General features: G+C 62.8%; 26 protein-coding genes. 16 read left to right on the top strand and 10 right to left on the bottom strand.

What is annotated here, in order from left to right; genetic code table 11:
* The first annotated feature begins 57 nt into the window (after positions 1 to 57).
* From AC2FNA_RS15190 to AC2FNA_RS15170, 5 genes are all read left to right on the top strand, one after another.
* Positions 58 to 945, top strand: a complete 888-nt coding sequence (locus tag AC2FNA_RS15190; RefSeq protein WP_496827908.1) for an ABC transporter permease — start codon at positions 58 to 60, stop codon at positions 943 to 945.
* Positions 942 to 1,751: an ABC transporter permease gene (locus tag AC2FNA_RS15185; RefSeq protein WP_496827906.1), complete on the top strand. Its 810-nt coding sequence runs from the start codon at positions 942 to 944 to the stop codon at positions 1,749 to 1,751. Before AC2FNA_RS15190 ends, AC2FNA_RS15185 begins: the two co-directional genes overlap by 4 nt.
* A gap of 201 nt (positions 1,752 to 1,952) precedes the next feature.
* Positions 1,953 to 3,293: a glutamine synthetase family protein gene (locus tag AC2FNA_RS15180; RefSeq protein WP_496827904.1), complete on the top strand. Its 1,341-nt coding sequence runs from the start codon at positions 1,953 to 1,955 to the stop codon at positions 3,291 to 3,293.
* A 61-nt stretch (positions 3,294 to 3,354) separates the two neighbouring features.
* Positions 3,355 to 4,035 carry a type 1 glutamine amidotransferase gene (locus AC2FNA_RS15175; protein WP_496827902.1) on the top strand — a complete coding sequence of 227 codons (681 nt, stop codon included), beginning with the start codon at positions 3,355 to 3,357 and terminating at the stop codon, positions 4,033 to 4,035.
* A 1-nt stretch (position 4,036) separates the two neighbouring features.
* Positions 4,037 to 5,395 carry a glutamine synthetase family protein gene (locus tag AC2FNA_RS15170; protein WP_496827900.1) on the top strand — a complete coding sequence of 453 codons (1,359 nt, stop codon included), beginning with the start codon at positions 4,037 to 4,039 and terminating at the stop codon, positions 5,393 to 5,395.
* 243 nt (positions 5,396 to 5,638) lie between these two features.
* Here the strand turns inward: AC2FNA_RS15170 and AC2FNA_RS15165 are convergent, their stop codons facing one another.
* On the bottom strand, positions 5,639 to 7,147 hold the full coding sequence (locus AC2FNA_RS15165) for an amidase family protein (RefSeq protein ID WP_496827898.1): 1,509 nt from the start codon (positions 7,145 to 7,147) through the stop codon (positions 5,639 to 5,641).
* A gap of 250 nt (positions 7,148 to 7,397) precedes the next feature.
* Here AC2FNA_RS15165 and AC2FNA_RS15160 point away from each other — a divergent pair, with 250 nt between their 5' ends.
* The gene (locus AC2FNA_RS15160; protein ID WP_496827896.1) at positions 7,398 to 8,612 is read left to right on the top strand and encodes a DegT/DnrJ/EryC1/StrS family aminotransferase; all 1,215 of its coding nucleotides are present in this window, start codon (positions 7,398 to 7,400) and stop codon (positions 8,610 to 8,612) included.
* A gap of 73 nt (positions 8,613 to 8,685) precedes the next feature.
* Entirely contained in the window at positions 8,686 to 10,401 is a 1,716-nt protein-coding gene (locus tag AC2FNA_RS15155) for an adenylate/guanylate cyclase domain-containing protein (RefSeq protein WP_496827894.1), read from the top strand.
* 38 nt (positions 10,402 to 10,439) lie between these two features.
* Here AC2FNA_RS15155 and AC2FNA_RS15150 read toward each other — a convergent pair whose 3' ends face one another.
* The 4 genes from AC2FNA_RS15150 to AC2FNA_RS15135 all read right to left on the bottom strand — a co-directional run bounded on the left by AC2FNA_RS15150 (position 10,440) and on the right by AC2FNA_RS15135 (position 14,414).
* The gene (locus AC2FNA_RS15150; protein WP_496827892.1) at positions 10,440 to 11,219 is read right to left on the bottom strand and encodes a trypsin-like serine peptidase; all 780 of its coding nucleotides are present in this window, start codon (positions 11,217 to 11,219) and stop codon (positions 10,440 to 10,442) included.
* Positions 11,216 to 11,773 (bottom strand): polyhydroxyalkanoate synthesis repressor PhaR, encoded by a 558-nt coding sequence (phaR, locus tag AC2FNA_RS15145; RefSeq protein WP_496828107.1) that lies wholly within the window; start codon positions 11,771 to 11,773, stop codon positions 11,216 to 11,218. The genes AC2FNA_RS15150 and phaR overlap by 4 nt, the downstream gene beginning before the upstream one ends.
* Before the next feature lie 260 nt (positions 11,774 to 12,033).
* Positions 12,034 to 12,480 carry a phasin family protein gene (locus tag AC2FNA_RS15140; protein ID WP_263826998.1) on the bottom strand — a complete coding sequence of 149 codons (447 nt, stop codon included), beginning with the start codon at positions 12,478 to 12,480 and terminating at the stop codon, positions 12,034 to 12,036.
* A 131-nt stretch (positions 12,481 to 12,611) separates the two neighbouring features.
* Entirely contained in the window at positions 12,612 to 14,414 is a 1,803-nt protein-coding gene (locus AC2FNA_RS15135) for a PHA/PHB synthase family protein (protein WP_496827890.1), read from the bottom strand.
* 111 nt (positions 14,415 to 14,525) lie between these two features.
* Between AC2FNA_RS15135 and phaZ the strand changes: the two genes are divergently transcribed.
* Both phaZ and AC2FNA_RS15125 read left to right on the top strand, forming a co-directional pair.
* Positions 14,526 to 15,800: a polyhydroxyalkanoate depolymerase gene (phaZ, locus tag AC2FNA_RS15130; RefSeq protein WP_496827889.1), complete on the top strand. Its 1,275-nt coding sequence runs from the start codon at positions 14,526 to 14,528 to the stop codon at positions 15,798 to 15,800.
* Positions 15,801 to 15,802: 2 nt separating this feature from the next.
* Positions 15,803 to 16,387, top strand: coding sequence for a DUF6151 family protein (locus AC2FNA_RS15125; RefSeq protein ID WP_496827887.1), 585 nt, complete (start codon positions 15,803 to 15,805; stop codon positions 16,385 to 16,387).
* Here AC2FNA_RS15125 and AC2FNA_RS15120 read toward each other — a convergent pair.
* From AC2FNA_RS15120 to AC2FNA_RS15100, 5 genes are all read right to left on the bottom strand, one after another.
* Positions 16,378 to 17,082: an alpha/beta fold hydrolase gene (locus AC2FNA_RS15120; RefSeq protein WP_496827885.1), complete on the bottom strand. Its 705-nt coding sequence runs from the start codon at positions 17,080 to 17,082 to the stop codon at positions 16,378 to 16,380. The two genes, AC2FNA_RS15125 and AC2FNA_RS15120, sit on opposite strands and share 10 nt — an antisense overlap.
* Before the next feature lie 72 nt (positions 17,083 to 17,154).
* On the bottom strand, positions 17,155 to 17,769 hold the full coding sequence (locus tag AC2FNA_RS15115; protein WP_496827883.1) for a hypothetical protein: 615 nt from the start codon (positions 17,767 to 17,769) through the stop codon (positions 17,155 to 17,157).
* Between the two features lie 17 nt (positions 17,770 to 17,786).
* A complete protein-coding gene (locus tag AC2FNA_RS15110; RefSeq protein WP_496827881.1) occupies positions 17,787 to 18,215 on the bottom strand; it encodes a VOC family protein in 429 nt (142 codons plus the stop codon).
* Complete coding sequence (locus tag AC2FNA_RS15105; protein ID WP_496827880.1) at positions 18,215 to 19,207, bottom strand: alpha/beta hydrolase; 993 nt, start codon at positions 19,205 to 19,207, stop codon at positions 18,215 to 18,217. The genes AC2FNA_RS15110 and AC2FNA_RS15105 overlap by 1 nt, the downstream gene beginning before the upstream one ends.
* Complete coding sequence (locus AC2FNA_RS15100) at positions 19,207 to 19,989, bottom strand: alpha/beta fold hydrolase (protein ID WP_496828105.1); 783 nt, start codon at positions 19,987 to 19,989, stop codon at positions 19,207 to 19,209. Before AC2FNA_RS15100 ends, AC2FNA_RS15105 begins: the two co-directional genes overlap by 1 nt.
* 75 nt (positions 19,990 to 20,064) lie before the next feature.
* Between AC2FNA_RS15100 and AC2FNA_RS15095 the strand changes: the two genes are divergently transcribed.
* The 7 genes from AC2FNA_RS15095 to AC2FNA_RS15065 all read left to right on the top strand — a co-directional run bounded on the left by AC2FNA_RS15095 (position 20,065) and on the right by AC2FNA_RS15065 (position 26,117).
* On the top strand, positions 20,065 to 20,808 hold the full coding sequence (locus AC2FNA_RS15095; protein WP_496827878.1) for an ArsR/SmtB family transcription factor: 744 nt from the start codon (positions 20,065 to 20,067) through the stop codon (positions 20,806 to 20,808).
* Positions 20,808 to 21,218, top strand: a complete 411-nt coding sequence (locus tag AC2FNA_RS15090) for an MAPEG family protein (protein WP_496827876.1) — start codon at positions 20,808 to 20,810, stop codon at positions 21,216 to 21,218. Before AC2FNA_RS15095 ends, AC2FNA_RS15090 begins: the two co-directional genes overlap by 1 nt.
* Positions 21,219 to 21,376: 158 nt before the next feature.
* The gene (thrS, locus tag AC2FNA_RS15085) at positions 21,377 to 23,323 is read left to right on the top strand and encodes a threonine--tRNA ligase (protein ID WP_496827874.1); all 1,947 of its coding nucleotides are present in this window, start codon (positions 21,377 to 21,379) and stop codon (positions 23,321 to 23,323) included.
* Positions 23,324 to 23,544: 221 nt separating this feature from the next.
* Entirely contained in the window at positions 23,545 to 23,847 is a 303-nt protein-coding gene (locus AC2FNA_RS15080; protein ID WP_234138090.1) for a BufA1 family periplasmic bufferin-type metallophore, read from the top strand.
* A gap of 95 nt (positions 23,848 to 23,942) precedes the next feature.
* Positions 23,943 to 24,800 (top strand): MNIO family bufferin maturase, encoded by an 858-nt coding sequence (bufB, locus tag AC2FNA_RS15075; protein WP_496827872.1) that lies wholly within the window; start codon positions 23,943 to 23,945, stop codon positions 24,798 to 24,800.
* Positions 24,797 to 25,579, top strand: coding sequence for an HvfC/BufC N-terminal domain-containing protein (locus AC2FNA_RS15070; RefSeq protein ID WP_496827870.1), 783 nt, complete (start codon positions 24,797 to 24,799; stop codon positions 25,577 to 25,579). The genes bufB and AC2FNA_RS15070 overlap by 4 nt, the downstream gene beginning before the upstream one ends.
* The gene (locus AC2FNA_RS15065) at positions 25,554 to 26,117 is read left to right on the top strand and encodes a DoxX family protein (protein WP_496827868.1); all 564 of its coding nucleotides are present in this window, start codon (positions 25,554 to 25,556) and stop codon (positions 26,115 to 26,117) included. Before AC2FNA_RS15070 ends, AC2FNA_RS15065 begins: the two co-directional genes overlap by 26 nt.
* Positions 26,118 to 26,142 lie beyond the last annotated feature (25 nt).

Here is a 26,142-nt window from a genome sequence, read left to right as displayed (position 1 = left end):
GCAGGCCCGATCCCACGCGGCCACCATTGCCGCGCCCTGCCCCGCAAAGGCCCGCCGATGTTCTCCTACTGCACCGATCCCGATACGCTGGACACGGTCCGCTGGTTCTCCTGCTTTCTGACCAACGGCGTGCACCTGTCCTTCTACATGTCCTTCATCAAGGTTCTGGTCCTTCTGCTGGTCACCGCCCCGGTGGCGCTGGCGGTGGGCTTTGCCGGGGCCATGGCCACGCGCGCCACGCTGCCGCCGCTGCGCTGGCTGGGCGAGGGCTATATCGCGATCATGCGCGGCGTGCCCGACATTGCCTTCTTCCTGTTCTTCGTGATCGCGCTGGATCAGGCCTTCGAATGGACCCGGCACCAGATCCTGTGCCCCGACTGGACCGATCCGATCCGGCAGGGCAACGATTTTCTGGTCTGCCCCGATGCCAAGCTGCCGCTGGGCCGGGCCGCTGAATGGGTGCATCAGACCTATTCCTTCTTCCTGGCCGTGGTGACCTTTGCCATCGTTTTCGGCGCATTTGCGGCCAATGTGTTGCGCGGCGGCATGCGCGCCGTGCCCCATGCCCAGTTGGAAACCGCCGCCGCCTATGGCATGTCCCGGCGCCAGACCTTCTGGCGCATCCTGGTGCCGCAGATGTGGATCTATGCGCTGCCCGGCCTGTCGAACCTGTGGCTGATTCTGATCAAGGCAACGCCGCTGCTGTTCCTGCTGGGGATCGAGGATATCGTCTATTGGGCACGCGAGATCGGCGGTACCAAGACCTCGCAATTCACCGATTACCCGCATGGCGACTGGCGCATGTGGTATTTCCTGTTCCTGCTGGTCTTCTATCTCAGCTTCACCCGTATCTCGGAGATTATGCTTGAGAGGCTGACCGTGCGACTGAGCCACGGCCAGGCCACCACCGGCGGCGAGGCCCTGCGCAAGGAGGCCGCGGCATGAAATCCTGCATCGACACTATCCAGGACTACGGCCTGCGCTCGATCGGTATCGGAGAGCGGCTGTTGCCAAGGTCCGATTTCACGCTTTGCGAACAGTTCACACTGATCGGCTCTGGCATGATCTGGAACATCTACTTCGGCCTGATGGCGCTGGTCACCGGCTATTTCCTGGCTGTCACCCTGGCGCTGGGCAAAAGCGCGTCCAACCCCTGGGCGCGGAAACCGGCGGAATGGTTCATCTTCATCTTCCGCGGCTCGCCCCTCTTCATCCAGTTCTTCTTTGCCTATTTCTTCTTCCTGTCGCTGAAGAAGAGCTATCCGATGTTCGACATGCTGACCTCGGCCTGGGCGGGTGCGCTGATCGTGCTGTTCATGAACACCGCCGCCTATTCGGCCGAGATCTTCTATGGCGCGCTGCGCACGATCCCAAAGGGCGATGTCGAGGCCGCTGACGCCTATGGCATGAGCGGCTGGCCCCGCTTCCGCCGCATCGTCTGGCCCACCATGATGCGGCTGGCCTGGCCCGCATACACGAACGAGGCGATCTTTCTGTTTCACGCCACAACGCTGGTGTTTTTCTCGGCCTTCCCGGCCTGGCAACAGCGCGGCGATGCGCTCTATTACGCCAGCTATTTCGCGGACAAGACGTTCAACCCGTTCGTCCCTTACCCGATTCTCGCCTTTTATTTCATCCTGCTGACCCTAGCGGTTGTGGGCGTGTTCGGCGTGATAAACACGCGGCTGAACCGGCACCTGCCCGCCGAACGCCGGCCCAAGATGCGCCTGCGCCCCAACCTGATGCGGTGACCCTTTCCCGTGGGGGTCGCCGGGCGCTGGTCTGGCTGCTATTCCCAACCTGGCGCCCCGGCTGTCTGGACATGGTTTGATCCATGACCGGTTTGCCCTGACGCGCGGTCGGACAAGACCCCGGAAATATCGCTTGCCAGCCCCCCATGGCTAGTAGTAGAAATTTGATCAAATCTAACAGACATCGCGTGAGAAGGGCCCATGCAAGCCAAAAACTGGCTGCGGAAGAACCCGCAGGTAAGAACAATTCGTGTGGCCGCCGCCGACCTGAACGGCCAGCCGCGCGGCAAGCGCGTGCCCGGGCGTTTTGCTGAAAAGGCGATCGAGGGCGGCACCCGCTTTCCGTTGTCGGTGATGAATCTCGACATCTGGGGCGAGGATATCGAGGACAGCCCGCTGGTGCTGGCCTCGGGTGACCGCGATGGCGTTCTGCAACCGACCGAGCGTGGTTTCATGCCGATGCCGTGGCTGGATACGCCCACCGGCCTGTTGCCGATCTGGATGTTCCACGAGGATGGCCGCCCCTATGAAGGCGATCCGCGCCATGCGCTGAACACCGTGGTCAAACGCTACAAGGCGCGCGGTCTGAAACCGGTGGTCGCGGTCGAACTGGAGTTTTTCCTGATCGACGACAGCGGTCGCCATCTTCAGGTGCCGCAATCGCCGAGGTCCGGCAAGCGTCGCAAGGCGGGCGAGATCCTGTCGCTGCGCGCACTGGACCAGTTTGATCATTTCTTCACCGAGCTTTACGACGCTTGCGAGGTGATGGACATCCCCGCAGATACCGCCATCTCCGAGGCGGGTGTTGGCCAGTTCGAGATCAACCTGATGCATCAGGACGACGCCCTGCGCGCCGCCGACGATGCTTGGTTGTTCAAGATGCTGGTCAAGGGGCTAGCGCGCAAGCATGGCTTTGCCGCCAGCTTCATGGCCAAACCTTACGAGGATTATGCCGGATCGGGCATGCATATGCATTTCTCGGTGCTCGATGACGAGGGTAACAACGTCTTTGACGACGGCACCGAGCGCGGCAGTGATACCATGCTGCATGCGGTGCGCGGCTGTCTGGACGCAATGTCCGGCAGCACGCTGATCTTTGCCCCTCATGACAACAGCTATGCCCGGCTGGTGCCCAATGCCCACGCCCCCACCGGGGTCGCCTGGGCCTATGAAAACCGCACCGCCGCCATCCGCATCCCCTCGGGCAGCCCGGTCGCGCGCCGGATCGAACACCGGGTCGCGGGCGGCGACGTCAATCCCTATCTGATGATCGCCGCGGTTCTGGGCGCCGCCATGAACGGGATCGAGGATGGCCAGATGCCGCCGCAACCGATCTCAGGCAATGCCTACAAGGCGAACCTGGCGCAGATCCCCGACCGTTGGGACACGGCGATCGACGCCTTCGAATCCGACCCAGCCGTCGCGCGGATTTTCGCGCCCGAGCTGATCCGCAACTATGTCATGACCAAGCGGCAGGAATTCCGCTACTTTCAAGAGTTGACCGAGGCGGAAAAAACCGAAGTCTATCTGGACACGGTCTGACCTGATCACGACATGGGCACTGCCGGAGCCCCGATCCGGCAACATTGACGACTGGTGACACATGAAGATCGGAATTCTCCTGACGGGCCACGCCCCGGACACGCTCATCGACGCGACCGGCGACTATGACACGTTCTTTGTCCGCCTGCTGGGCCCGCAGAATTTTGAGTTCGAAACCTATGCGGTGGTGGACGGTCAGTTCCCCAGCGGCGCCGAGGCCGCCGACGGCTGGCTGATCACCGGCTCGCGCCACGGCGTATACGAGGACCACCCCTGGATCCCGCCGCTCGAGGCGCTTATCCGTCAGATCCGCGATCAGGGTCAGCCGCTGATCGGGGTCTGTTTCGGCCACCAGATCATCGCCCAGGCCCTTGGCGGCAAGGTCGAGAAATTCCAGGGCGGTTGGGCCATCGGCCCCACCGAATACGACATGGGCGGCGAGCAGGTGACGGTGAATGCCTGGCACCAGGATCAGGTCATCGCCCTGCCCGAAGGCGCCGAGGTCCTGGCCTCGAACGACTTCTGCCGGAATGCGATGGTGGCCTATGGCGACAATATCTGGACCATCCAGGCGCATCCAGAATACGACAACGAGTTTATCGGCGGGCTGATCCGGACCCGTGGCCGCGGCGTGGTGCCCGACACCGTGCTCGACGATGCGACCACGCGTCTCGACAGCCCGCTCGATAGCCCCGCCATCGGCAAACGCATGGCGGAATTCTACAAGAAAGCGAGGGCCTGACATGGCCGACTGGACAGACAATCTCCCCGATGCCGCCAAGGCATATCTGGAAAACCGCCGCCTGGACGAGGTGGAATGCATCATCTCGGACCTGCCCGGCATTGCCCGCGGCAAGGCGGTTCCGGCAAGCAAGTTTGCGCGGCAGGACTATTTCCACCTGCCCGACAGCATCTTTTACCAGACCATCACCGGTGACTGGGGCGATGCCGCCGGAGACGAGGGCTTTATCGAGCGGGACATGATCCTGCGCCCTGATTACTCGACCGCGACCGCCGCGCCCTGGACCGGCGACTGGACATTGCAGGTGATCCACGACGCCTATGACCGCGACGGCGACCCGATCCCGTTCAGCCCGCGCAACGTGCTGCGCCGGGTGGTCTCGCTCTATCATGCGCAAGGCTGGAAACCGGTCGTGGCGCCCGAGATGGAATTCTATCTGGTGGCCCGCAACCTCGACCCGGCCAAGGAAATCGAGCCGATGATGGGCCGCTCGGGCCGCCCCGCCGCCGCACGGCAGGCCTATTCGATGACGGCGGTCGACGAGTTCGGCCCGGTGATCGACGACATCTATGACTTTGCCGAGGCGCAGGGCTTCGAGATCGACGGCATCACCCAGGAAGGCGGCGCCGGCCAGCTGGAAATCAACCTGCGTCACGGCAGCCCGGTGCGGCTGGCCGACGAGGTGTTCTACTTCAAGCGGCTGATCCGCGAGGCGGCGCTGCGCCACAATTGTTTCGCCACCTTCATGGCCAAGCCGATCGAAAACGAGCCGGGCAGCGCCATGCATATCCACCATTCGATCGTGGACATGGAAACCGGCGAGAACATCTTTTCCGGTCCGCAGGGGGGCGAAACCGACGCCTTCTATCACTTCATCGCCGGTTTGCAGAACCACCTGCCCTCGGGCCTCGCGGTGATGGCGCCCTATGTGAACTCGTACCGCCGCTATGTGAAGGACCACGCCGCGCCCATCAACCTGGAATGGGGCCGCGACAACCGAACCACCGGCATTCGCGTGCCGCTCTCCGGTCCCTCATCGCGGCGGATCGAGAACCGGCTCGCAGGCATGGATTGCAACCCCTATCTGGGCATCGCGGTCTCGCTGGCCTGCGGCTATCTCGGGCTGATGGAAGAGGCGCGCCCGCGCAAGCAATTCAAGGGCGATGCCTATGACGGTGAGGGCGACATCCCGCAGGTGATGGGCGACGCGCTGGACCTGTTCGACGAGGCCAAGGCCCTGCACGAGGTGCTCGGCCCCGATTTCGCCCGCGTCTACAGCATCGTGAAACGCGCCGAATACAACGAGTTCCTACAGGTGATTTCGCCCTGGGAACGCGAACACCTGCTGATGAACGTCTAAGCGGCGGCGATCAGCTTTCGAACGACATGAACCGGAAAAGCCCGGGTCTGCCTTTGGCATTCCCGGGCATTTCCGGCAAGGCACCCCGGATCGGGCCGAACTTTTCTTTCTGTGATGGGGAAGGGCTTGCCCTTCCCCTTTTTCGCGATCTCCGCGTATCGCGCTGGTCCGCTCGAGCCCTGAGCGGTCACAGCCGCCTTGGCCTTTCTTTATTTCAACGCACTTATCGCATTTGAATGGATGCTAGAGGTTGGCCACCGAAACAGGCGCCCAGTCACCCCACCATGGCTTCGCCTGTTCGATCTCAAAGGCCAGGGCGAAAAGCTTGTCCTCCCGACCGGCGGGTGCAACGAAATGGCTGCCGACCGGCAAACCTTCGCGGGTCAGCCCTGCGGGCACAGACATGCCTGGCAATCCAAGCGCGTTCTGAATTGGGGTGTAGGACGTGAACCTCGCAACGCGCGCGAACATCTCCTCGAATGGGACGCTCTCATCGAAAAGCGTGCCAATAGCAGGTGCTGTGCCTGGCGTGACTGGTGACAGGAATACATCGAGCTCCGACAGCCATGCATCATATCTGGCGCCAAGTTTCAGCATGTACGAGTTTGCAGCTTCCTGATCTTCCGGAGTGAAGTTGCGCGCGAAGGCGGCCCAGTCGCGGACGAATACGTCAAGCAGTCCAGTTTCTTCTGGTGGTCGCCCCGCCTTGGCCGTCGCAGCGTCTGCGAGGCCAACCATGCGGAACCCGAAGATCTGGTTGAATCGCAGCTCGAACTCGTCGTCCACCGGGCTGTGCGTTTCGATGACGGTATGACCAAGCTGTTCGCAGAGTTCTGCCATCTCTTCGATCAGGCGCTGCACCTCGGGCTCTGGAAAATCACCGTAGTAATTGCGCAGATCGAAACCGATCCTCAGCCGGTCGGTGGACGGTCCCGAGACGAACGGGATCGGTCTGTGCGGCGCGGTCGGTGATCGGTCCTGCCCCAACGCGAATAGCATCGCGCTGTCTCGTACCGAGCGGCTTACGCAGTTGTCAGCGGCATAGGTCGTCTGATCGCTCGACCCCCACAACATACGACGGCGACTTGGCTTCAATCCGAAAACACCGCAACAGGATGCAGGGATCCGGATGGACCCGCCGCCGTCGCTGGCATGAGCGAGCGGGACGATACCTGCCGCGACCGCAGCCGCGGACCCTCCGCTGGAGCCGCCGGAGGAATGGTCGAGGTTCCACGGGTTGCGACACGGCCCAAGCAGTTGACCTTCTGTGACTGGAAGCGCTCCGACCTCTGGCATATTGCTCTTGCCGATCAGGTTCAGCCCGGCGGCCTCTTGGGCCAGCGCCAGCGGCGCGGACCGTGGCCGATAGTTATCACGGTAAGCGCGCGAACCCTGCGTCGTGTATTGCCCTGCAATATCAAGGTTATCCTTCACCACAAACGGTACCCCGGCGAACGGCCCTTGCGGGCGCATGTCCGCGGCCTTGTCTCTCGCCTCGCCATACATCGGAGTCGTGATCGCATTGAGACGCTGGTCAAGCGCCAAGGCGGCTTCGACCGCGGCGTCGCACAGCTCTGAAGGCGTCACCTCTCCGGATTTGACCAGTGCCGCAAGACCGAGACCGTCCATGGTTAACAGAACTTGCCGAATGTCTGAAACCTGCGCCGAAGATCGCTGGCCAGCGGTTGCGCATACGAGGCTCGCGGTCGTCGAGCCAATGAAATCCCGTCTCGAAAGCATGGTTTCCTCCAAATTCTCAACCTGCCGAGCAGATTAATCACAAAGATAAAAGTGACCACTATTCTGCCTGGCAATCAACAAGCAGGAAACGCCAGCGACCGGGTTCCCGCAAAAGACCTTAATGTCCCGCATTGCGGGTCGACACGGCTGCGCAACCCATATTTGCCGCGCGGCGGATTTCTGTATGTCCGCTCAGGATCTTCTTGGCTCTGTTACACAACTGATTTACAATTTTGAAAGGTTTAATTCGGGAATCCCAAATATGACACTGCCGCCCAACGTTCACGACGCCGAACCCATCCCCGCCGCCGCGCGCGAGGCTATCGACGCGCTGATGCAATCGGGTGACCTGTTCCGCTACACCGCGCCGCAGGATGCGCCGGTTGCGCTGCTCGAGGCAGAGTTCGCCGAACTTCTGGGGTCGAAATACGCGCTGGCGGTGTCGTCCTGCTCGGCGGCGCTGTTCCTGTCGCTCAAGGCCTTGGGCCTGCCGCGCGATGCGCGGGTGCTGATCCCTGGCTTTACCTTTGCCGCCGTGCCCTCGTCGGTCGTGCATGCCGATTGCGTGCCGGTGCTGTGCGAGGTCGGCGCCAACTATCGCATCGACATGGCCGATTTCGAGGCCAGGCTGGACGGCGTGCAGGCGGTGATCATCAGTCATATGCGCGGCCATACCTCGGATATGGATGCGATCATGGCGCTCTGCGAGGCGCGCGGTATCCCCGTGATCGAGGACGCGGCGCATTCGCTGGGCACCACCTGGCACGGGCGCAATATCGGCACCATCGGCCGGGTCGGCTGTTTCTCGTTCCAGTCCTACAAGATGATCAACGCGGGTGAAGGCGGCATCCTGGTCACCGACGACGCCGATCTGGTGGCGCGCGCGGTGATCATGTCGGGCGCCTATGAGCATAACTGGAAGAAACACAAGGGACCCGAGGGGCAGAATTCGCCGGAACTGGCCGAGGCCTTTGCCCGCTGGCAGAACAAGCTGCCGCTTTACAATCTGCGCCTGTCGAACCTGAGCGCCGCGGTGATCCGCCCGCAAATCCCCGAACTGGCCCGCCGGGTGCGCGACGGGTTGGCCAACCACGACTATGTGGCGGACCGCCTCAACATCTCGCCCTTCATCGACGTCCCCGCCCCGCTTGCTCCGGAACGGCGCGCCCCGGATTCGATCCAGTTCAACCTGATCGGGCTGGACGAGGCCGAAACCCGCGCCTTTGCCGCCGCAGCCGAGCGACGCGGGGTCAAGGTGCAGGTCTTTGGCCTGAGCGAGGATAATGCCCGCGCCTTCTGGAACTGGCAGTTCCTGGGCGATGTGCCTAACCTGCCCCAGACCCGCGCCATGCTGATGCGCGCCTGCGACGTGCGCCTGCCGGTGCGGCTGAGCCGGGCAGAACTGGACGTGATCGCCGATATCCTTCTGGCCGCAATGACCGAGGTCACCGGCCCGGCCCGGGCCTATGGAACCTGAGGCATAGATTTTACTAGGAAAATCGCCGCCGTTTTGTTGGAATGGACTTGCCCGTCCAACAGAGCAGACCCCGATGACCCGACGCCTGACCGCTATCCTTGCTGCCGATGTCGTCGGGTTTTCCGCGATGATGGGCCGGGACGAGGCCGGCACGCTGGCCCGCCTGATCGACATGCGCAAGACCGTGTTCGACCCGGAAGTAGCGCGCACCGGCGGCCGTATCGTCAAGCTGATGGGCGACGGAGCGCTGGTCGAGTTTTCCAGCGTCGCCAATGCGGTGTCCTGCGCCATCGCGGTGCAGGAACGCCTCGCTCCGGACCCGACGCTGAAGCTGCGGATCGGGGTCAACCTGGGCGATGTGATCCTGCAAGGCTCTGACCTCTACGGTGACGGTGTCAACATCGCCGCCCGGCTGGAGGCGCTGGCCGAACCTGGCGGCCTCTGTATATCCGGCCCCGTCGCCGACAGCCTTGGCAGCCGACTAGATCCACGCTTTGCCGATAGCGGATTGCAGCAACTCAAGAATATCGAAAAGCCGGTGCGGGTACTGCGCTGGTCGCCCGACATGGAACCCGCAGCAGCCCTGGCCGAACCGGGGTTTGACAGGCCGGGCATCGCCGTTCTGGCCTTTGACAACATGTCCACCGAGGCCGAGCAGGAATACTTCTCGGACGGGATCGCCGAGGACATCATCACTGCCTTGTCGCATTTCCGCGAATTCAAGGTCATCGCCCGCAACACCACCTTTACCTACAAGGGCAAAGCCGTTCGCGTCGACCAGGTCTGCAGGGACCTCGGCGTTCGCTATTTGCTCGAAGGCAGCGTCCGCAAGGCCGGCAACAAGGTTCGGGTCACCGCCCAGTTGATCGACGGCGAGACCGGTGCCCATCTCTGGGCAGACCGCTATGACCGCTCTATCGACGACATCTTTGCGGTGCAGGACGAGATCACCCAGGCCATTGTCGAGGCGGTGGCGCCCGAGACAATGAACGCCGAGTTCAAACGCGCCCGCAGCCGGCCCGAAAGCCTGTCCTCCTGGGACAAGGTGTTGCGCGCGCGCTGGCATCTGGGCAAGTTTTCGCAGCCCGACAATGAGGAGGCGCGCGCGCTGCTGAGCCAGATTGTCGCCAACGACCCCAACATGAGCGAAGCGCATGCAGGGATTGCCCTTTGCGACCTGATGGCCATGCTACATGTCTGGCGAACCGACACGGAGGCCGCGATCCAATCGGCAAAGGCTGCGGCGGCAAAGGCGGTCGAACTGGACGACAACAACGCCAATGCCCATGCCATTATGGGCATGGCCTGTCTCTTTGCCCGTGATTTCGATGAGAGCGAGACACATCTGATGCGCGCAATCCGGCTCAACCCCAACCTGGCGGTTGGATACGGCAATTGCGCCGCGCTTTACGGTGTCTCTGGCCAGTACCCCGAGGCAAAGGCGGCCTATGAAAGGGCCGCCGCGCTCAGCCCGCGGGATCCGCTGAAACCTTTCTGGCGGGGCGGGTTCGGCATCGGCGCCTATGTCGCGGCGGATTTTGAGACCTGCCTCCACAACGCGCAGGTCGGCCTGAAAGAGACACCGGCATATGCCTCTCTGATGCGGCAGGAGGCCGCCGCGCTGGCGATGCTGGGACGACAGGAGGAGGCGCTCGCCTCAGTCGGCAGGCTAGTCGAGAAGATGCCCGGACTGACCGTGGCCCGCGTGCGTGCAATAGTACCGGTCCGCCACGAGGCCGATTGGGAACTCTGGCTGGAAGGATTGCGTCGGGCCGGATTGCCGGAGTAGCCCGCATGGCAAGCGGTCTACGCTCTACGTGGGGGCCTTCACTCCCCTGTCAGGTCGAATAGCGCTACCGGCAGGAACAGCGCCGAAACGCCCTCGGATGTGGGCATGACACGGGACAGGATCGCCACCACCCCGGGCTGCTTGGCCGGGCCGATCAGCAGCGGCGCACCGGAATCTCCCCGCATCACCGGACAGAGACCGCGCAGCAGCCCATCTGCCGTCGGGCCTACCGGACACTCCCCCGTCAAGCTCAGCACATGCGGACGTAAACCACTGTATCCGGCAAGAACCCCGGCAGTTCCCGGCCGGACAACCGGCAGCATGCCGACCGACCGCCCCAGAGGTTGCGCCAGTTCCAGCACCGCCCAATCCAGCGCCGGGTCTGTCTGGAACCTGCCGTCTAAACCCTGTTTTGGGTCCAGGCGATAGCGCTGTACCGAGGAGGTCGCGGCGGCCTCGCCCCTCTGGTATCCTGCCACGAATTGCACCGAAACAGCCGACACCCAGCGTTTGCGCGCCTGATTGTACAGACAATGCGCGGCCGTCAACACCAGCCGATCAGCGACAAGAACACCGGTACAATGCATACTGGTATCGGAACCGGCAAAGTTCACGCGTCCGATGGCACGCCATGGGCGCTCAGCCGCATCCACGATCCGGCGCGCACGGATATCCGCACATCCGGTCTCGGATTGGCTGCCGAAACCGCAGATCCCGTCATATTCTGGTTTCCAGACGCCCTGAGCCTTGCCAGCGCCGACGGGCAGCAGGGCCAACAGCGCCAGCAGCGCCAGCAGCGATAGCCGCCCCTGGATCAACTCAGCTTGGAAAGCTTGCGCTGCAACTCGGCGAGCTGTTTCTTGATGTCGTCCAGGTCTTCGCCCTGTTCGCCCTTGGCGCCATCCCCGTCCTTGCCCGGCGCGCTCCAGGTGTTGCCCAAGCCACCGGTCATGGCGCGGATGAAGGCCTCTTGCTGGGCCTTGAGCGCCTCAAAGCCGGGCATCTGCGCCATCGGGTTCATCGCGTTCATGTTCTCCATCAGCTTGGACTGGCTTTCACGCAGCATGTCGAAGGAGCTTTGCAGGAACTGGGGCATCATTCCGCCGCCTGGCACCATGTAGCTGCGAACGAGGTCATTAAGCACATTGACCGGCAGGACGTTTTCTCCCCGGCTTTCATGCTCGGCAATGATCTGGAGAAGGTATTGCCGGGTCAGGTCATCTCCGGTCTTGAGGTCGACGATCTGAACCTCGCGCCCGGCCCGGATAAAGCCCGCGATATCTTCCAGCGTCACGTAATCGCTGGTCTCGGTATTGTACAAACGTCGGCTTGCATAGCGCTTGATCAGCAGCGGTTTTTCCTGTTCGGCCACGACGTTACTCCCCATCATTGTCGCATTGCAGCGAGCCTATGCGAGCGCAGAACAAAAGAAAAGAGAAACGGCACCGTGCACCGCCGCCACGGGCGGCACCGGAATTTGGCACAAATTCCGGCTCGGAAAATTCAAGTAATTTTCCTGGCCGTTTTCCGGACCGGAAAACAGCGCCCCCGCAAAAAGAAAGGGCAGGTCTTTCGACCTGCCCTGCGGTATCGCACCAAGGGGGAGGAGAGCGGTGCGCCCCGCCTGTCGTCTTACTTCGCGGCTGCGGCCTTCTTGGCGGCTGCGGTCACGTCGTTGGTGGCTTTTTTCACAGCAGCGGTCGCATCTTCGGTGATGTCCTTGCCAGCAGCCATCAGCAGCTCGACGGTGTCCATCTGCACTTTCTTCGCGATCTCGGCGAAAGCGGCCATGTTCTCGGCAGCAACTTCAGCCGATGCGCTGGCGAAATCGGTCATCGCCTTGGCATAGTCTGCCGGCTCTGCCTTTGCTTTCGACATGTCGCTCAGCTTGGCCAGGGTTTCCTTGGTCCACTTGCTGGAGATCTCGGCCGATTTCTCGGCGGCTTCCAGAGCAACGCCCGACAGTTTCTCGTTCAGGGCTGCGGTCGACTTGAACGCGTCTTCCATTGCCTTGGTGTCAACCGGGAATGCACCCATCATGTCTTTCATGACGGCGGAAAAGTCTTGGGTCTTTGCCATTGTCTCAATCCTCTTTGCCGGGTCCGGGCCCACCCCGTTTCCTTCGGCTTGAGAGGAATATGCTTTCTGCGGCGCAGCATTTCAAGGAAAATAATGCTGCGCCGCAGAAAAAGTTTAAGAGTTACGAAAAATCAGGTACTTGCCTTGGCCACCACGTAGGTGCCCGGGGCCGGGCACAGGCGGGGATGCTCCGAATCGCCGGTGTCGCGCGCCGGAATTTGCTTGCCCGCGCGCGGTTTCAGCCAGGCCGCCCACATCGGCCACCAGGACCCTTCGTTGAAATCGGCCTCGGCCAGCCACGTGTCCGCATCGGCCTTGAGATCAGGATTGGTGTAATGGCCGTATTTCTTCTTCGAGGGCGGGTTCACGATGCCAGCGATATGGCCGGATTCGGACACCACAAAGGTTTTCGAGCGCGACCCCATCTTCTGCACGCCGCGATAACAGTCCTTCCAGGCGGCGATATGGTCGGTTTCGCAGGTGATCGCCATCAGCGGCACATCCACATCGCGCACATGCAGCGTATGGCCCATCAACTCGAACCCCTCGCCCGCGAATTCATTCCGCTGGCAGAGACTGCGCAGATACTGCACGGCCATCTTGGCCGGCAAGTTGGCGCCATCACCGTTCCAATAGAGCAGATCGAAGGCGGGCGGCGTTTCGCCCAGCATGTAGCTCTGGATCGCGGGTTTGTAGATCAGGTCGTTCGAGCGCAGATAAGAGAAAGTCCGCGCCATGATCCACGAGCGCAGCACGCCCTCGCGGGTGACCTCTTCCTCGATTCCGTCGATGAAATCGTCTTGCAGGAAGGGGGTGAACTCTCCCTGATCCGAGAAATCGGTGAGCGCGGTAAAGAAGGTCGCGGATTTAACCGACTTGTCGCCGGTCTGTTTCATCAGCGACAGCGTCAGGCTCAACGTGGTGCCCGCGATGCAATAGCCCACCGCGTTGACCTGCTTGACCTTGCAGATCTTCTTGACCTCGTCGATGGCGGCCAGGAACCCGTCCTGGATGTAATCCTCCATCCCCACGTCGGCATAGCTGGCATCCGGGTTGATCCAGCTGACCACAAAGATGGTGAACCCCTGCTCTGTCACCCACTTGATGAAGCTGTTCTGCGCCTTCAGATCGAGGATGTAGAACTTGTTGATCCAGGGCGGGAACAGCACGATCGGGATCTCGTGCACGGTATCCGTGACCGGCTTGTACTGGATCAGTTCCATCATCCGGTTGCGATAGACCACGTCGCCGGGGGTGGTGGCGATATTGCCGCCCACCTGAAACGCCTTTTCATCGGCCAGCTTGACCACCAATTCTCCATTATTGGCCTCGAGATCGGTGATCAGGTTCTCCAAACCCTTGATCAGCGATCGACCCTCGGTTTCGACGGCGCGTTCCAGCGCGTCGGGATTGGTGGCGAGGAAATTGGTGGGCGCCATCATGTCGATGATCTGCTGCGAGAAATACTTGAGCCGCTTGAGGTCCTTGTCCGGCAGGTCATCGACCGAGGCGACCGCCTGGGCCAAGGCGGCGGCGTTGGTTTGATATTGCTGGCGAATGAAGCGGAAATAGGGGTTGTTCTCCCACATGGGGTGCGAGAAGCGGCGGTCCTTGGGGGTCTCTTCATCGTCCTCGACCCCGCCGGTCATCAGCGCCTGCTGCGCCTCGGCGAAATTCATCACCGATTTCCCCCAGAATTCCAGTTGCTGTTCCAGCAGCTTGGCGGGATTCTGCCAGGCCTCGGCCCAATAGGCGGTTGCTGCCTTTGCGAAAAGCTCTTGATTCGGGGCATCCAGTGCCGGGGTATGGGGCTTTTTACCGGCCATGATCTCGACCAGACGCTTCGAGAGTTCCTCGACCTTGGTCATGTTTTCCTTAAGCTGTTCAAATTGTTCGCCGGTCAAATGCGTCGACATATCTTCACTTGTTGTCATTTTAAGGAATCCCCCCTAACCTCGCTGCTGTGCAGAATAACGTCGTGCATTGCGGGGGGCAAAGCGACGAATGGTCCGAAATCTCCAGGTGTGGCTTAGGAGGCCCGTTTCATGCGTTACATGATGACCTACGACTGGATGGAAACCGTTCGTAATACCAATCAATGGATGGGGGCGACGGCCAATTCGATGGCTTCCTATCCGCTGTTCTCGATGGTTCCGAACCCTGTCTTCAACTGGATGTCTGCCTGGGGCGAGGTGACCGAGCGCACGTTCCAGCGCATGGTGGTCAAGCCGGACTGGGGCATCCGCACCTTTACCTGCGAGGATGGCAAGGACCATCTGGTCGAGATCAAAACCGTGGTCGAGCGTGACTTTGGCGATCTCATCCACATCAACGTCACCGGGCGCGAGACGCAGCCGCGCAAGGTGCTTTTGGTGGCGCCGATGTCGGGTCACTACGCGACGCTCCTGCGCTCGACCGTCAAGAGCCTGCTGGTCAATTGCGAGGTCTATGTCACCGACTGGCACAATGCCCGTGATATCCCGGTCTCGGCCGGCAAGTTCGATGTCGAGGATTACACGCTCTATCTGGTCGATTTCATGCGCGAACTGGGGCCTGACACCCATGTGATCGCGGTCTGCCAGCCCGCCCCCCTGACACTGGCCGCCACCGCCTATCTGGCCGAGCTTGACCCCAAGGCGCAGCCCAGCACGCTGACCCTGATCGGCGGCCCGGTCGACCCCGACGCCACCCCGACCGAGGTGACCGATTTCGGCCGCCGCGTCACCATGGGCCAGCTGGAACAGTCGATGATCCAGCGTGTTGGCTTCAAATACAAGGGCGTGGGCCGCATGGTCTATCCGGGCCTGCTGCAGCTGGCCTCGTTCATGTCAATGAATGCCGACCGCCACTCCAAGGCGTTCACCGATCAGATCCAGCGGGTCATGCGCGACGAGGCCTCGGACCATGATGCCCATAACCGGTTCTACGACGAATATCTGGCCGTCATGGATATGACTGCCGAATTCTACCTCTCGACCGTCGAGCGGGTGTTCAAAAAACGCGAGATCGCGCGCAACGCATTCATCGTCGATGGTCACAAGGTCGATATCAGCAAGATCACCGATGTCGCCGTGATGACAGTCGAGGGCGCGAATGACGATATCTCGGCCCCTGGCCAGTGCATCGCCGCGCTCGACCTGTGTACCGGACTGGCCGACAGCAAGAAGGCCAATCATCTGGAGCCGGGCGCGGGCCATTACGGCATCTTCGCCGGGCGCAGCTGGCGTGACAACATCCGGCCGCTGGTGATCGACTTCATGAACACCAACAGCCGCAAGGGCAAATCGCTGCGTCCAGCCAACAAGAACAGCGCCGCCTGATCATGGCACGGTCCGGGGCGGCCGAGCTTGCCTTTGCCTGCGGATGCGGGGCGCTGGCGGGACATTTGACTGCCGATGCTGTCCGCACTGGCACCAGGGTCGGGTGCCACTGCCCCGATTGTCGCGCGGCCGAGCTTTACTTCGATCAGCCGGACCCGGCGCCGGGTCCGGTGGATATCTTCCAGACCAGCCCCGACGGTTTCGTGATCGACCGTGGCGCCGAACATCTTGCACTGATGCGCCTGTCCCCCAAGGGCCTGTTCCGCTGGTACGCCAAATGCTGCAACAGCCCACTGGCCACGACGCTCAATTCGGCCAAGAAGCCGTTTGTCGGGGTGAATGTGCGTCGGCTGGCCGATCCCGATGCGTTGGGCCGCACCCGCGCCTATGGTTTTGTGCCGCAGCCCGATGGCAGTCGCAAACACCGCAATATCGCCCCCGCCGTCTATGGACTGCTGACGCGTATGCTGGCCGGGCGGCTATCGGGTCGCTGGCGCAAGACGCCGTTCTTTGACAGCAAAACCGGTGAACCGGTGGCCAAGCCGCATGTGCTGGACAAGGAAACGCGCGCCGCGCTCTATCGCTGAGGCTCGGCCAGCCACTCCTGCAAAGCCTCTGTGACCACCTCTGGCGTCTCAAGCGTGGGCAGGTGACCCGCCTCTTCGATCACCATCAACCGCGCATCGGCGACGAGATCGGCCATGAAACTGTGCCGCTTGACCGGCGTCAGCCGGTCATGGGCACCGCACAGGATCAGGGTCGGCACCCGGATCCGGCGCAATGTTCCCTGCTGGTCGGGGCGTCTCTGAAGCGCTCGCATCTGGCGCACGAACTGGTCCGGCCCGGCCTCAAGCCCCATCTGGCGCACCACCTCCAGAACCGGCATCCGTCCCGGCCCCGGCGCCAGACTGTCGGGGCGCAGCACTTGGCCCAGCGCCTGCTCCAGCTTGCCCACGCGGGCGCTTATGATCAGCGGTTCGCGCGCGGCGGCAATCTGGGGCGTGTCGGTCTGAGCATCGGTGGACATCAGGCACAGACGGCTCACCCGGTCTGGCGCGCGGCGGATCATCTCCATCGCCACGATACCACCCATGCTGAGCCCCGCCAGTGCAAAGCGCGCGGGCAGGTGCGGCAGCAGGTCCTCGACGATCCGGCTGATCTGATCAGCCTGTCCAACCGGGCAGACGGTGACCGGGCGCGAACGCGAGAAAACCGCCAGTTGCGGCGCGAAGAGCCGCGCGTCGCAGCACATGCCGGGCAGGAAAATCAGTGGTTCATCCATGTGTTTCCCTTTCGCACCAGAACCGTCAACCACTGGCAGAATGGGCAGTTTTCGACGACGGAACAAGCCCTCTCAGGGATAGGCGATGCCACGGAAGGGCGGAAAATCGGCATAGCCCGCCTGCCGCGTGTCCAGCGGCACCGGCGGCTCTTCTCCCGCCACCACCAGCCGCCCGCGCGGTGCGATATAGCTGTCGATCCGGCGTAAGGGCACGGGCCGCCACACCAGATTGAAGGCGCAGAGTTTGGGAAAGAACCAGATCTCGGAATAGTCCAGATGATCGTGCATCCACCACGCCAGATCTCGCCAATCGCGCCCCTGCGCATAGCGGTCGGCGAACCAGGGGATCACCACCGAGGCCCCGGCAATCCGATGCTCTCCCCTGCCCCGATCCCAGATGTGACATTCCAGCGGATGATCGTTGCGGGCACAGTTCAGCCGGTTTTCGTTGCCGAACCGGTTGAGTGATGCCGAGCGATAGCCCGAGCGTACCGCGATACGGCCAAACGTCTCCTCCAACGGGTCCAGCAGCGTTTTGCAAAACGCCCGCCCGGTCTCGATCGCCAGATCGGGATCGTCGGGGATGTTCTGCTGTGCATGGTAATGGCCAATCTCGGAATAAAGGAAATCACGCATGAAGAAATGCCGCGACAGGCGCACGCGGCCCAGGGTCTCAAGGCTCCACATGCTGCCCGGGCGGCGCATCAGCCGTACCCGTTCCAGCGAAACTCGCCGTTGGGCCCCAGTGCCGAAAACGGGTTATGGGCGATTTCCCAGATGCTGCCATCCGGCGCGCGGAAATAGCCGTGATAGCCGCCCCAGAATACCTCTGACGCGGGTTTGAGGATCTCGGCTCCCGCCGCCTGTGCGCGTTCCAGCAGCGCCGAGACCGTTTCCCGGTCGGCGCAATTATGGCTCAGCGTCATCGCCCCCTGCCCCAGCGCCGCCACCGGCAGGCCGATATCCGCGGCCAGCGCGCCCAGCGGGTAAAGGCCCAGTACCTGCCCGATCAGGTCGAACGCGATCACCCCGTCGGGTGTCTCGACACGGCGCCAGCCCAGCGCCTCGTAAAAGGATGCCGCCGCCTCGATATCCTCGGTGCCGACGGTGATCAGGCTCACCCGTTGCTCCATCACTCGATTCCCTGCTCCCGCAACCACGCGAGCATGCCCGCGACCGCGATATCGGTCTGCCCCGGCGACATGATGTCCCCCGCGATCACATGCGAGGACGGGTCGTCCCCCGGCCCCATGGTGACGGTGCGCATCTCGGCCGGACCGCCCCAGCGCCTGGCCACCTCGCCGGTCAGCTCCGGGCGCACCACCTTGTCGTCGGGCGAAAACCAGAACAGGGCCGGCATCCGGGCCTGTCCGAAATCAAGCGCCACCACCGTCTTGACCAAGGCCGCCATCGGCACCAGAGCCGACCAACTGTAACGTGTCGTCCAATAGGTGTTTTTCTCCGGGTCCGGGCTGCTGGCATCCCGCTCGCCGCCCATGACCGCGGGCAACCAATACCGCGCGCCCGGCAGGGTCGGAACAAAGGCCAGCGGATCGTTCACCCCGAAATTGGGCGAGACAAGGATCATCGCAGCCACATCGGCCGACAGTTCGGGGTCAAGCGCCGCCGCCGCCGCCAGCGTGCCGCCGGTCGAGGTGGACAGGATGATCACCTTTTCACCAACCGCCCGGCCCGCCGCCAGCGCCTCGGCCGCGTCCCGCATCCAGCCTGATGCACTGCCCTGCTCCATCGCATTGCTGCCGCGCCCATGACCTTGCAACCGGGTAAAGACCAGATTGGCGCCCAGTGCCTGGGCGATGCGGTCGGGAACCGGGCGGATTTCCTCGGAAGTGGCCGAGAACCCGTGCAGGTAGACCAGCGCATAGGGCGTCCGACGCTCATATCCGTCCGGCGCCCAGATTACCCGTTTTTCGACACCCGGCGTGATATCGGCAAAGCGCGACTCGATACTCTCGAAATAGACCTGCACGCCTTCGCCGAACTTGCGCGGGTCGAACCGGGCCTTCAGATCGACGGTTTCATAGGGGCCAAACCACCAGGCCAGCCCCCCCGCCAGTGCAAGAATAGCCAGGGCACGCCCCAGAAACTTTCCAAACCGCCGCATCAGGCCGCGCCCCGAACGTCGATCACCGCATCCTCGATGATCTTCAGGCAGGTCTCGTCCGAGAAGCGGTGGTCCGCGTCCTTGACCAGCAACAACCGCATGTCGGGCCCGGTGGCATGTTGCATAAGCCGCACCGCCGTATCGACCGACACCGCCGTATCGGCGGTGCCTTGTAGGAAACGCACCGGAAACGGCAGATGCAGCGGCGCGCGCAACACCATATGGTTCCGCCCGTCCTCGATCATGCGGCGGGTGACGATATAGGGTTCCATATAGTCCGAGGGCAGCTCCACCCGGCCCTCGGCGGCCAGTTGTGCCTTTTGGCCCGCGTCGAACCCGGCCCACCAGCCGTCTTCGGTGAAATCCGGCGCGGCGGCGATGGTGACCATGCCCGCGATGCGATCTGCCCGCGCCCGCGCCAGCAGCAGCGCCTGCCAGCCGCCCATCGACGAGCCCACCACGATCAGCGGCCCCTTGGTCAGCGCATCCACAACGGCCAGCGTGTCCTGATGCCAATCCCCGATCGCGCCCTCGTCGAATATGCCTGAGCTTTCACCATGTCCCGAGTAATCGAACCGCAGAAACGCATGCCCCCGCCCACGTGCCCAGGCCTCCAGATGCACCGCCTTGGTGCCCTCCATGTCCGACTTCAACCCGCCAAGGAACACGAAGCAGGGGCCGTCGCCCGGGGTGAGATGATAGGCGAGGCTGCGCCCCTGGTCGGTTGTCAGAGTATCGCTCACCGGGCTTTTCCTTTGCTGGTCGTTTTCCCAAGCCTCCATCGCTTTGCAGGCGGGTGCAAGGCTCATTAAGTTACCATATTGTCACGTGACTATAGAATCACATATAGTCGCAACATGGACATACTTTTCAAAGCTCTCAACGACCCCGCCCGCCGCGCCATTCTGGATCAATTGCGCCAGAAGGACGGGCAAAGCCTGAGCGAGTTGGAAAGTAAGTTCGACATGACCCGGTTCGGGGTCATGAAACACCTCAAGCTGCTGGAGGAGGCCCATCTGGTCCTCACCCGGCGCGAGGGGCGGTTCAAATACCATTACCTCAACCCCCTGCCCTTGCAGGACATGATCAACCGCTGGGTGGCGCCCTTCCTGCAACCGCACGCACAGGGGTTGGCCGCGCTGAAAGAGAAATTGGAAACGGAGAACAGAATGGGAAAGCCCGATTTCATGATGCAGACATTCATCCGCTGCACGCAGGATGCGCTTTGGGCGGCGCTGACTGCGACAGAGCAGATGGCCGCCTATCACTTCCTCTGCAACGAGGTGCAGGGCAAGGTCTCGCCCGGCAAGACGGTCGAATTCATAACCCCTGCCGGGGACGCCATGCTGCGACAGGTGACCCGGCGGCTGGACCCGAAATCCCGCATCGAGATGAGTTTCGAGCCGCTTTTCATGGGACCGGGCGCGGTACCGTCCGAGATGGTTTACCTGATTGAGCCACAGGGCGAGATCTGCAAGCTGACCATCGAACACTACAACCTCGCCGCCGGTCAGGACGGTATCGGCGAAGGCTGGGCGCGTCTGGCTGCCTCGCTCAAGAGCTATCTGGAAACCGGAACCGCGCTGAAAGGAGCCGCTTGATGGAAAGCTTTCCCACCGAACTGGGCATCCTCACCTGCCTGATGATCCTCGCCGCCTCGCTCTGGATCCCCTACGTGATCGGCATCTCCACCGACCCCTCGCAGGAAGAGGCCTTCGCCCGACCCGCGCAGATTTCCAATCTGCGCCCCTGGGTGCAGCGCGCCCACCGGGCGCATCTGAACCTTTTGGAACAGGCGATGCCCTTTGCGGTGCTGGTGCTCATCCTGGCGCTGATGAACGGGTTCTCGACGCTGACCTACTGGAGCGCGATCGCCTTCTTCTGGATCCGGGTGCTGCATGCGGCGGGCATGATCTCGGGCTATGCCCGGATGCCGCTGCGCCCGATCCTGTTCAGCGCGGGGTGGGTCTGCACCCTGCTGATGGCCTATGCCATCTTTGCCGCGCGCTGACCGCGCGGCCGGCCCAAAGTTTCGCGAAACTTTGGGCACAGACTTTCTGCGAAAGTCTGCTGCCTTGACTTCGTCAGCGGCCCCTGCCAAAGCGGGCGGACACCATAACCCGCAACCGGGCGTTCAGTGGGCGCCAAACCGACGAGGAGCCGCCAGATATGGCACAGATCTCTCTCACCTTTCCCGATGGCAATGCACGATCCTATGACGCAGGCGTAACGCCCGCGCAGGTCGCCGCCGACATCTCCACCTCGCTGGCGAAAAAGGCGATCTCGGCCACCGTCGACGGCAAGCACTGGGACCTGCAATGGCCCATTGCAGCCGATGCGAAGATCGCCATTCACACCATGGCCGACGAGGCGCAGGCCAACGAGCTGGTGCGCCACGACCTCGCCCATATCATGGCCCGCGCCGTGCAGGAGATCTGGCCCGCAACCAAGGTCACCATCGGCCCGGTCATCGAGAATGGCTGGTATTATGACTTCGACCGCGCCGAACCCTTCACCCCCGAAGATCTCGGCCTGATCGAGAAGAAGATGAAGGAAATCATCAACAAGCGCGACCCGGTCACCACCGAGGTCTGGGACCGCGCGCGCGCGATCGAGTTCTACAAGGCCAACAACGAGCCCTACAAGGTCGAGCTGATCGAGGCCATTCCCGGCACCGAGCCGATCCGCATGTACTGGCACGGCCACTGGCAGGACCTCTGCCGTGGCCCGCACCTGCAACACACCGGCCAGGTCCCCGGCGACGCGTTCAAGCTGATGTCCATCGCCGGCGCCTATTGGCGCGGCGACAGCAAACGCCCGATGCTGCAACGCATCTATGGCGTCGCCTTCACCAGCAAGGAAAAGCTCAAGGCGCATCTGCACATGCTGGAAGAGGCCGCCAAGCGCGACCACCGCAAGCTGGGCCGCGAGATGGACCTGTTTCACATGCAGGAAGAGGCGCCGGGCCAGGTGTTCTGGCACCCCAACGGCTGGACGATCTATACCGAGTTGCAGGACTATATGCGTCGCCAACAGCGCCGCGGTGGCTATGTCGAGGTGAACACGCCCCAGGTCGTCGACCGCAAGCTGTGGGAGCGTTCGGGCCATTGGGAGAAATACCAGGAGAACATGTTCATCGTCGAAGTGGACGAGGAACACGCCCGCGAAAAGGCGGTCAATGCGCTCAAGCCGATGAACTGTCCCTGCCACGTGGAGATCTTCAAGGTCGGGCTGAAATCCTACCGTGACCTGCCGCTCAGGATGGCCGAGTTCGGCTCGTGCAACCGTTACGAGCCCTCGGGCGCCTTGCACGGCATCATGCGGGTGCGCGGGTTCACGCAGGATGACGCGCATATCTTCTCGACCGAGGAGCAGATCGAGGCGGAAACCGCCGAATTCATCCGCTTCCTCAGCGCCATCTACAAGGATCTCGGTTTCGAAAGCTTCAAGGTCAAGTTCTCGGACCGGCCCGAGACCCGCGCCGGATCGGACGCGGTCTGGGACAAGGCCGAAAGCGCCCTCTTGTCCGCCACCCGCGCCGCCGGAATCGAGCCAGAACTCAATCCGGGCGAAGGCGCCTTCTACGGCCCGAAACTGGAATTCGTGCTGACCGACGCCATCGGGCGCGACTGGCAATGCGGCACTTTCCAGGTCGATTTCGTGCTGCCCGAGCGGCTGGACGCCACCTATATCGGCGCCGACGGGGCCAAGCATCGCCCCGTGATGCTGCACCGCGCAACGCTTGGCTCCTTTGAGCGTTTCATCGGCATCCTGATCGAGGAACACGCGGGCAAGCTGCCCTTCTGGCTGGCGCCGCGTCAGGTGGTGGTCGCCTCGATCACCTCGGAGGCGGATGACTATGTGCATCAGGTGGTGGCCGAACTGCGCGCCGCGGGCGTCCGGGCCGAGGCCGACACCCGCAACGAAAAGATCAACTACAAGGTCCGCGAACATTCGGTGGGCAAGGTTCCGGTGATCCTGGCCGTCGGTCAGCGCGAGGTCGAGGAGCGGACCGTATCGGTCCGTCGGCTGGGCGAGAAACAAACCAGCGTGCAGAGCCTGGCGGATGTTACAAAAGAGCTGGGACAGGCCGCGACGCCCCCCGATCTTCTGTAACAATTCTCACGAAAGCAGCGCAGGCCAGCCCTCGGACCGGGGGCTGGCCTGTAACATTTCCGGCCCCCGCCGCAAGAATCCCTTTGTTTATCGTAACGCTTGCCCAAGAATTCTGACGGGAATGTGAGACACGGGGTCGTGAATTCAAACGGCGCCCACCGCACACTACCTTTGACTTGTCCAAAGCAGACATATCACACGATCACGAAGGGATGACCGACATGTCGAACACCGCAAAGACCCTGGCCATCGCAGGCGCCGTCGCAGCAGCACTGGCCGGCACCACAACCACCGCCAGCGCCCAGGCCAAGGAGAAATGCTATGGCGTTTCGCTGGCCGGCAAGAACGATTGTGCCGCCGGCCCCGGCACCACCTGTGCCGGGACCTCGACCGTGGATTACCAGGGCAACGCCTGGACTCTGGTCGATGCCGGCACCTGCGAAAGCATGGAACTGCCGGCCCAGGCCGATGGCTCGGCCCGCAAGGGTTCGCTTGAAGCGCTGGAGCGCGACCTGCCCGCATAAACCGGCACCAGATCGCGGGGCGGGCCGGAGCATCGGCCCGCCCCTATTCTTTCTATCCCCTTGCCCATCCCCCATTGCCGCAAAGGATTGGACAGATGCTCGACAACACCCGTACCGAAAACCATCTTCCCGCCAAGCCGGGCGTCGGGTACAAGCCGCAGCATTTCGCCGAAATCCTCGAGGCGCCCGGCCCGGTGGGCTGGCTGGAAATCCATGCCGAGAACTACATGGGAGACGGCGGCCGCCCGCTGGCGCAGCTGCGCCACCTGTCCGAGCGGTTCCCGATCTCGGTGCATGGGGTCGGCCTGTCGATCGGCGGTGAAGGCGCGCTGGATGCCGACCATCTGGCCCGGCTCAAACATCTGGTAGGCTGGCTGAACCCGGCCAGTTTCTCGGAACATCTGGCCTGGTCCACCCATGACAGCCATTTCCTCAACGACCTCCTGCCGCTGCCTTATACCGACGCCACGCTGACGCGTGTATGTGATCACATCGACCAGGTGCAGGATGTGGTCGGGCGGCGGATGCTGCTGGAGAACCCCTCTTCTTACCTCGCCTTTGCCGAAAGCAGCTGGTCGGAGCCCGATTTCCTGCGCGAGATCGCAAGGCGCACCGGCTGCGGCCTGCTGCTTGACGTCAACAACGTCTTTGTCTCGGCCACCAATCTCGACTTTTCGCCGCAGGGCTATATCGACGCATATCCGCTGGCACATGTGGGCGAGATTCATCTGGGCGGGCATGACGAGGATACCGACGACCACGGCCGCCCTCTCTTGATCGACAGCCACGGGCGCGAGGTGGTGGACCCGGTCTGGTCTCTTCTCGACTACGTGCTCGACCGCTCGGGACCGAAACCGGTTCTGATCGAATGGGATACCGATGTGCCGGACTGGCCCGTGTTGCGGGCCGAGGCCGCGCGCGCGCAACAGGCGCTGGAGCGCATCCCGGCATGAGCGTCTCGCAAACCCAGTTCCACACCGCCCTGCTGGACCCGGCCAGCGCGGTGCCGCAGGGCCTGTGCGACGCTGGCGCGCAGCCGGCGGGCCGGCGGTTTGACGTCTATCGCAACAATGTCGCGGTCTCGCTGACCGAGGCGATGCACCAGGCCTTTCCCGTCATCGCCAAACTGCTGGGCACGCAGAACATGGACGGGCTTGCAGGCATCTACCTGCGCCAGCATCCCCCCACATCGCCGCTGATGATGTTCTATGGCGAGACATTCCCCGAGTTTCTGGCCGGGATGCAGCAGCTGTCGCATCTGGGCTATCTGCCGGATGTGGCGCGGCTGGAACTGGCGTTGCGCCAGGCCTATCACGCCGCCGACAGCACGCCCATCGACCCGCAGGCGCTGGCCATCGACCCCGAGCCGCTGATGGCTGCACGGCTGGATTTCGCCCCCGCCATGCGCCTTTTGCGCTCGCCCTGGCCGGTCCATGCGATCTGGCGGTTCAATACCGAGGACGACGCCCCCAAACCCGAACCCGGCGGTCAGGACGTGCTGATCACCCGGCCCGAATACGACCCGATCCCGCAGCTGCTGCCCCCCGGCGGCGCCGACTGGATCGCGACGCTGCAAGGCGGCGCCACCATCGGCGCGGCCTATGAGGCCGCCGCCGAACAGACCCCCGATTTCGACCTTGGCGCCACGCTTTCCCTGCTGCTCCAGGGCGGCGCCATCACCTCACTCACTGAGCAAGGACAAGACAATGAACCCACTCGTCTCGATCCATAACCGTGTCTTTGATCTGGTGGAAACCGCCGGAGACTGGCTGTTGCCGCTGTTTGCCCGGTTCACCTTTGCCGCCGTCTTGCTGGTCTATTACTGGAATTCCGGCCTGACCAAGCTGGGCGACGGCATCTTCGGTCTCTTCAGCCCCTCGATCGGCGCCTATAGCCAGATTTTCCCCAAACAGCTCGAAGCGGTCGGCTATGACGTCTCGCAACTGGGGATGTTCCATTGGGCCGTGGTCATGGCGGGCACCTATGCCGAGTTCATCCTGCCGCTGCTGATCGTGATCGGACTGTTCACCCGGCTGGCCGCGCTGGGGATGATCGGTTTCGTGGTGGTCCAGTCGCTGACCGACGTCTATGGCCACGGCGCCACCGATCTGGCAACGCTGGGCGCCTGGTTCGACAATCAGGCCAGCGGCGTGATCATGGACCAGCGCCTGTTCTGGGTGTTCACCCTCAGCCTGCTGGTGATCAAGGGCGCCGGTGCGCTGTCGGTCGATGCGCTGATGCGTGGTCGCACCCAGGCCGCCATGGCCTGAACACCAGGCTGGCCCGCGCTCCCGG

This window comes from Ruegeria sp. YKSD163 (genome assembly GCF_059612905.1).
The sequence above is the reverse complement of the archived record's forward strand: the minus strand, read 5'-3'. Positions and strand labels throughout refer to the sequence as shown.

What these genes read in the sequence shown, in the direction of transcription:
- AC2FNA_RS15120 (WP_496827885.1), bottom strand. Translation starts at nt 17,082, where the DNA reads ATGGATGAACCACTGATTTTCCTGCCCGGCATGTGCTGCGACGCGCGG.
- AC2FNA_RS15160 (WP_496827896.1), top strand. Translation starts at nt 7,398, where the DNA reads ATGACACTGCCGCCCAACGTTCACGACGCCGAACCCATCCCCGCCGCC.
- AC2FNA_RS15185 (WP_496827906.1), top strand. Translation starts at nt 942, where the DNA reads ATGAAATCCTGCATCGACACTATCCAGGACTACGGCCTGCGCTCGATC.
- AC2FNA_RS15175 (WP_496827902.1), top strand. Translation starts at nt 3,355, where the DNA reads ATGAAGATCGGAATTCTCCTGACGGGCCACGCCCCGGACACGCTCATC.
- AC2FNA_RS15110 (WP_496827881.1), bottom strand. Translation starts at nt 18,215, where the DNA reads ATGGAGCAACGGGTGAGCCTGATCACCGTCGGCACCGAGGATATCGAG.
- AC2FNA_RS15095 (WP_496827878.1), top strand. Translation starts at nt 20,065, where the DNA reads ATGGACATACTTTTCAAAGCTCTCAACGACCCCGCCCGCCGCGCCATT.
- AC2FNA_RS15065 (WP_496827868.1), top strand. Translation starts at nt 25,554, where the DNA reads ATGAACCCACTCGTCTCGATCCATAACCGTGTCTTTGATCTGGTGGAA.
- AC2FNA_RS15135 (WP_496827890.1), bottom strand. Translation starts at nt 14,414, where the DNA reads ATGACAACAAGTGAAGATATGTCGACGCATTTGACCGGCGAACAATTT.
- AC2FNA_RS15100 (WP_496828105.1), bottom strand. Translation starts at nt 19,989, where the DNA reads ATGGAGGCTTGGGAAAACGACCAGCAAAGGAAAAGCCCGGTGAGCGAT.
- AC2FNA_RS15125 (WP_496827887.1), top strand. Translation starts at nt 15,803, where the DNA reads ATGGCACGGTCCGGGGCGGCCGAGCTTGCCTTTGCCTGCGGATGCGGG.
- AC2FNA_RS15070 (WP_496827870.1), top strand. Translation starts at nt 24,797, where the DNA reads ATGAGCGTCTCGCAAACCCAGTTCCACACCGCCCTGCTGGACCCGGCC.
- phaZ (WP_496827889.1), top strand. Translation starts at nt 14,526, where the DNA reads ATGCGTTACATGATGACCTACGACTGGATGGAAACCGTTCGTAATACC.
- AC2FNA_RS15115 (WP_496827883.1), bottom strand. Translation starts at nt 17,769, where the DNA reads ATGTGGAGCCTTGAGACCCTGGGCCGCGTGCGCCTGTCGCGGCATTTC.
- AC2FNA_RS15180 (WP_496827904.1), top strand. Translation starts at nt 1,953, where the DNA reads ATGCAAGCCAAAAACTGGCTGCGGAAGAACCCGCAGGTAAGAACAATT.
- AC2FNA_RS15080 (WP_234138090.1), top strand. Translation starts at nt 23,545, where the DNA reads ATGTCGAACACCGCAAAGACCCTGGCCATCGCAGGCGCCGTCGCAGCA.
- AC2FNA_RS15105 (WP_496827880.1), bottom strand. Translation starts at nt 19,207, where the DNA reads ATGCGGCGGTTTGGAAAGTTTCTGGGGCGTGCCCTGGCTATTCTTGCA.
- AC2FNA_RS15090 (WP_496827876.1), top strand. Translation starts at nt 20,808, where the DNA reads ATGGAAAGCTTTCCCACCGAACTGGGCATCCTCACCTGCCTGATGATC.
- AC2FNA_RS15190 (WP_496827908.1), top strand. Translation starts at nt 58, where the DNA reads ATGTTCTCCTACTGCACCGATCCCGATACGCTGGACACGGTCCGCTGG.
- AC2FNA_RS15170 (WP_496827900.1), top strand. Translation starts at nt 4,037, where the DNA reads ATGGCCGACTGGACAGACAATCTCCCCGATGCCGCCAAGGCATATCTG.
- bufB (WP_496827872.1), top strand. Translation starts at nt 23,943, where the DNA reads ATGCTCGACAACACCCGTACCGAAAACCATCTTCCCGCCAAGCCGGGC.
- AC2FNA_RS15155 (WP_496827894.1), top strand. Translation starts at nt 8,686, where the DNA reads ATGACCCGACGCCTGACCGCTATCCTTGCTGCCGATGTCGTCGGGTTT.
- thrS (WP_496827874.1), top strand. Translation starts at nt 21,377, where the DNA reads ATGGCACAGATCTCTCTCACCTTTCCCGATGGCAATGCACGATCCTAT.
- AC2FNA_RS15140 (WP_263826998.1), bottom strand. Translation starts at nt 12,480, where the DNA reads ATGGCAAAGACCCAAGACTTTTCCGCCGTCATGAAAGACATGATGGGT.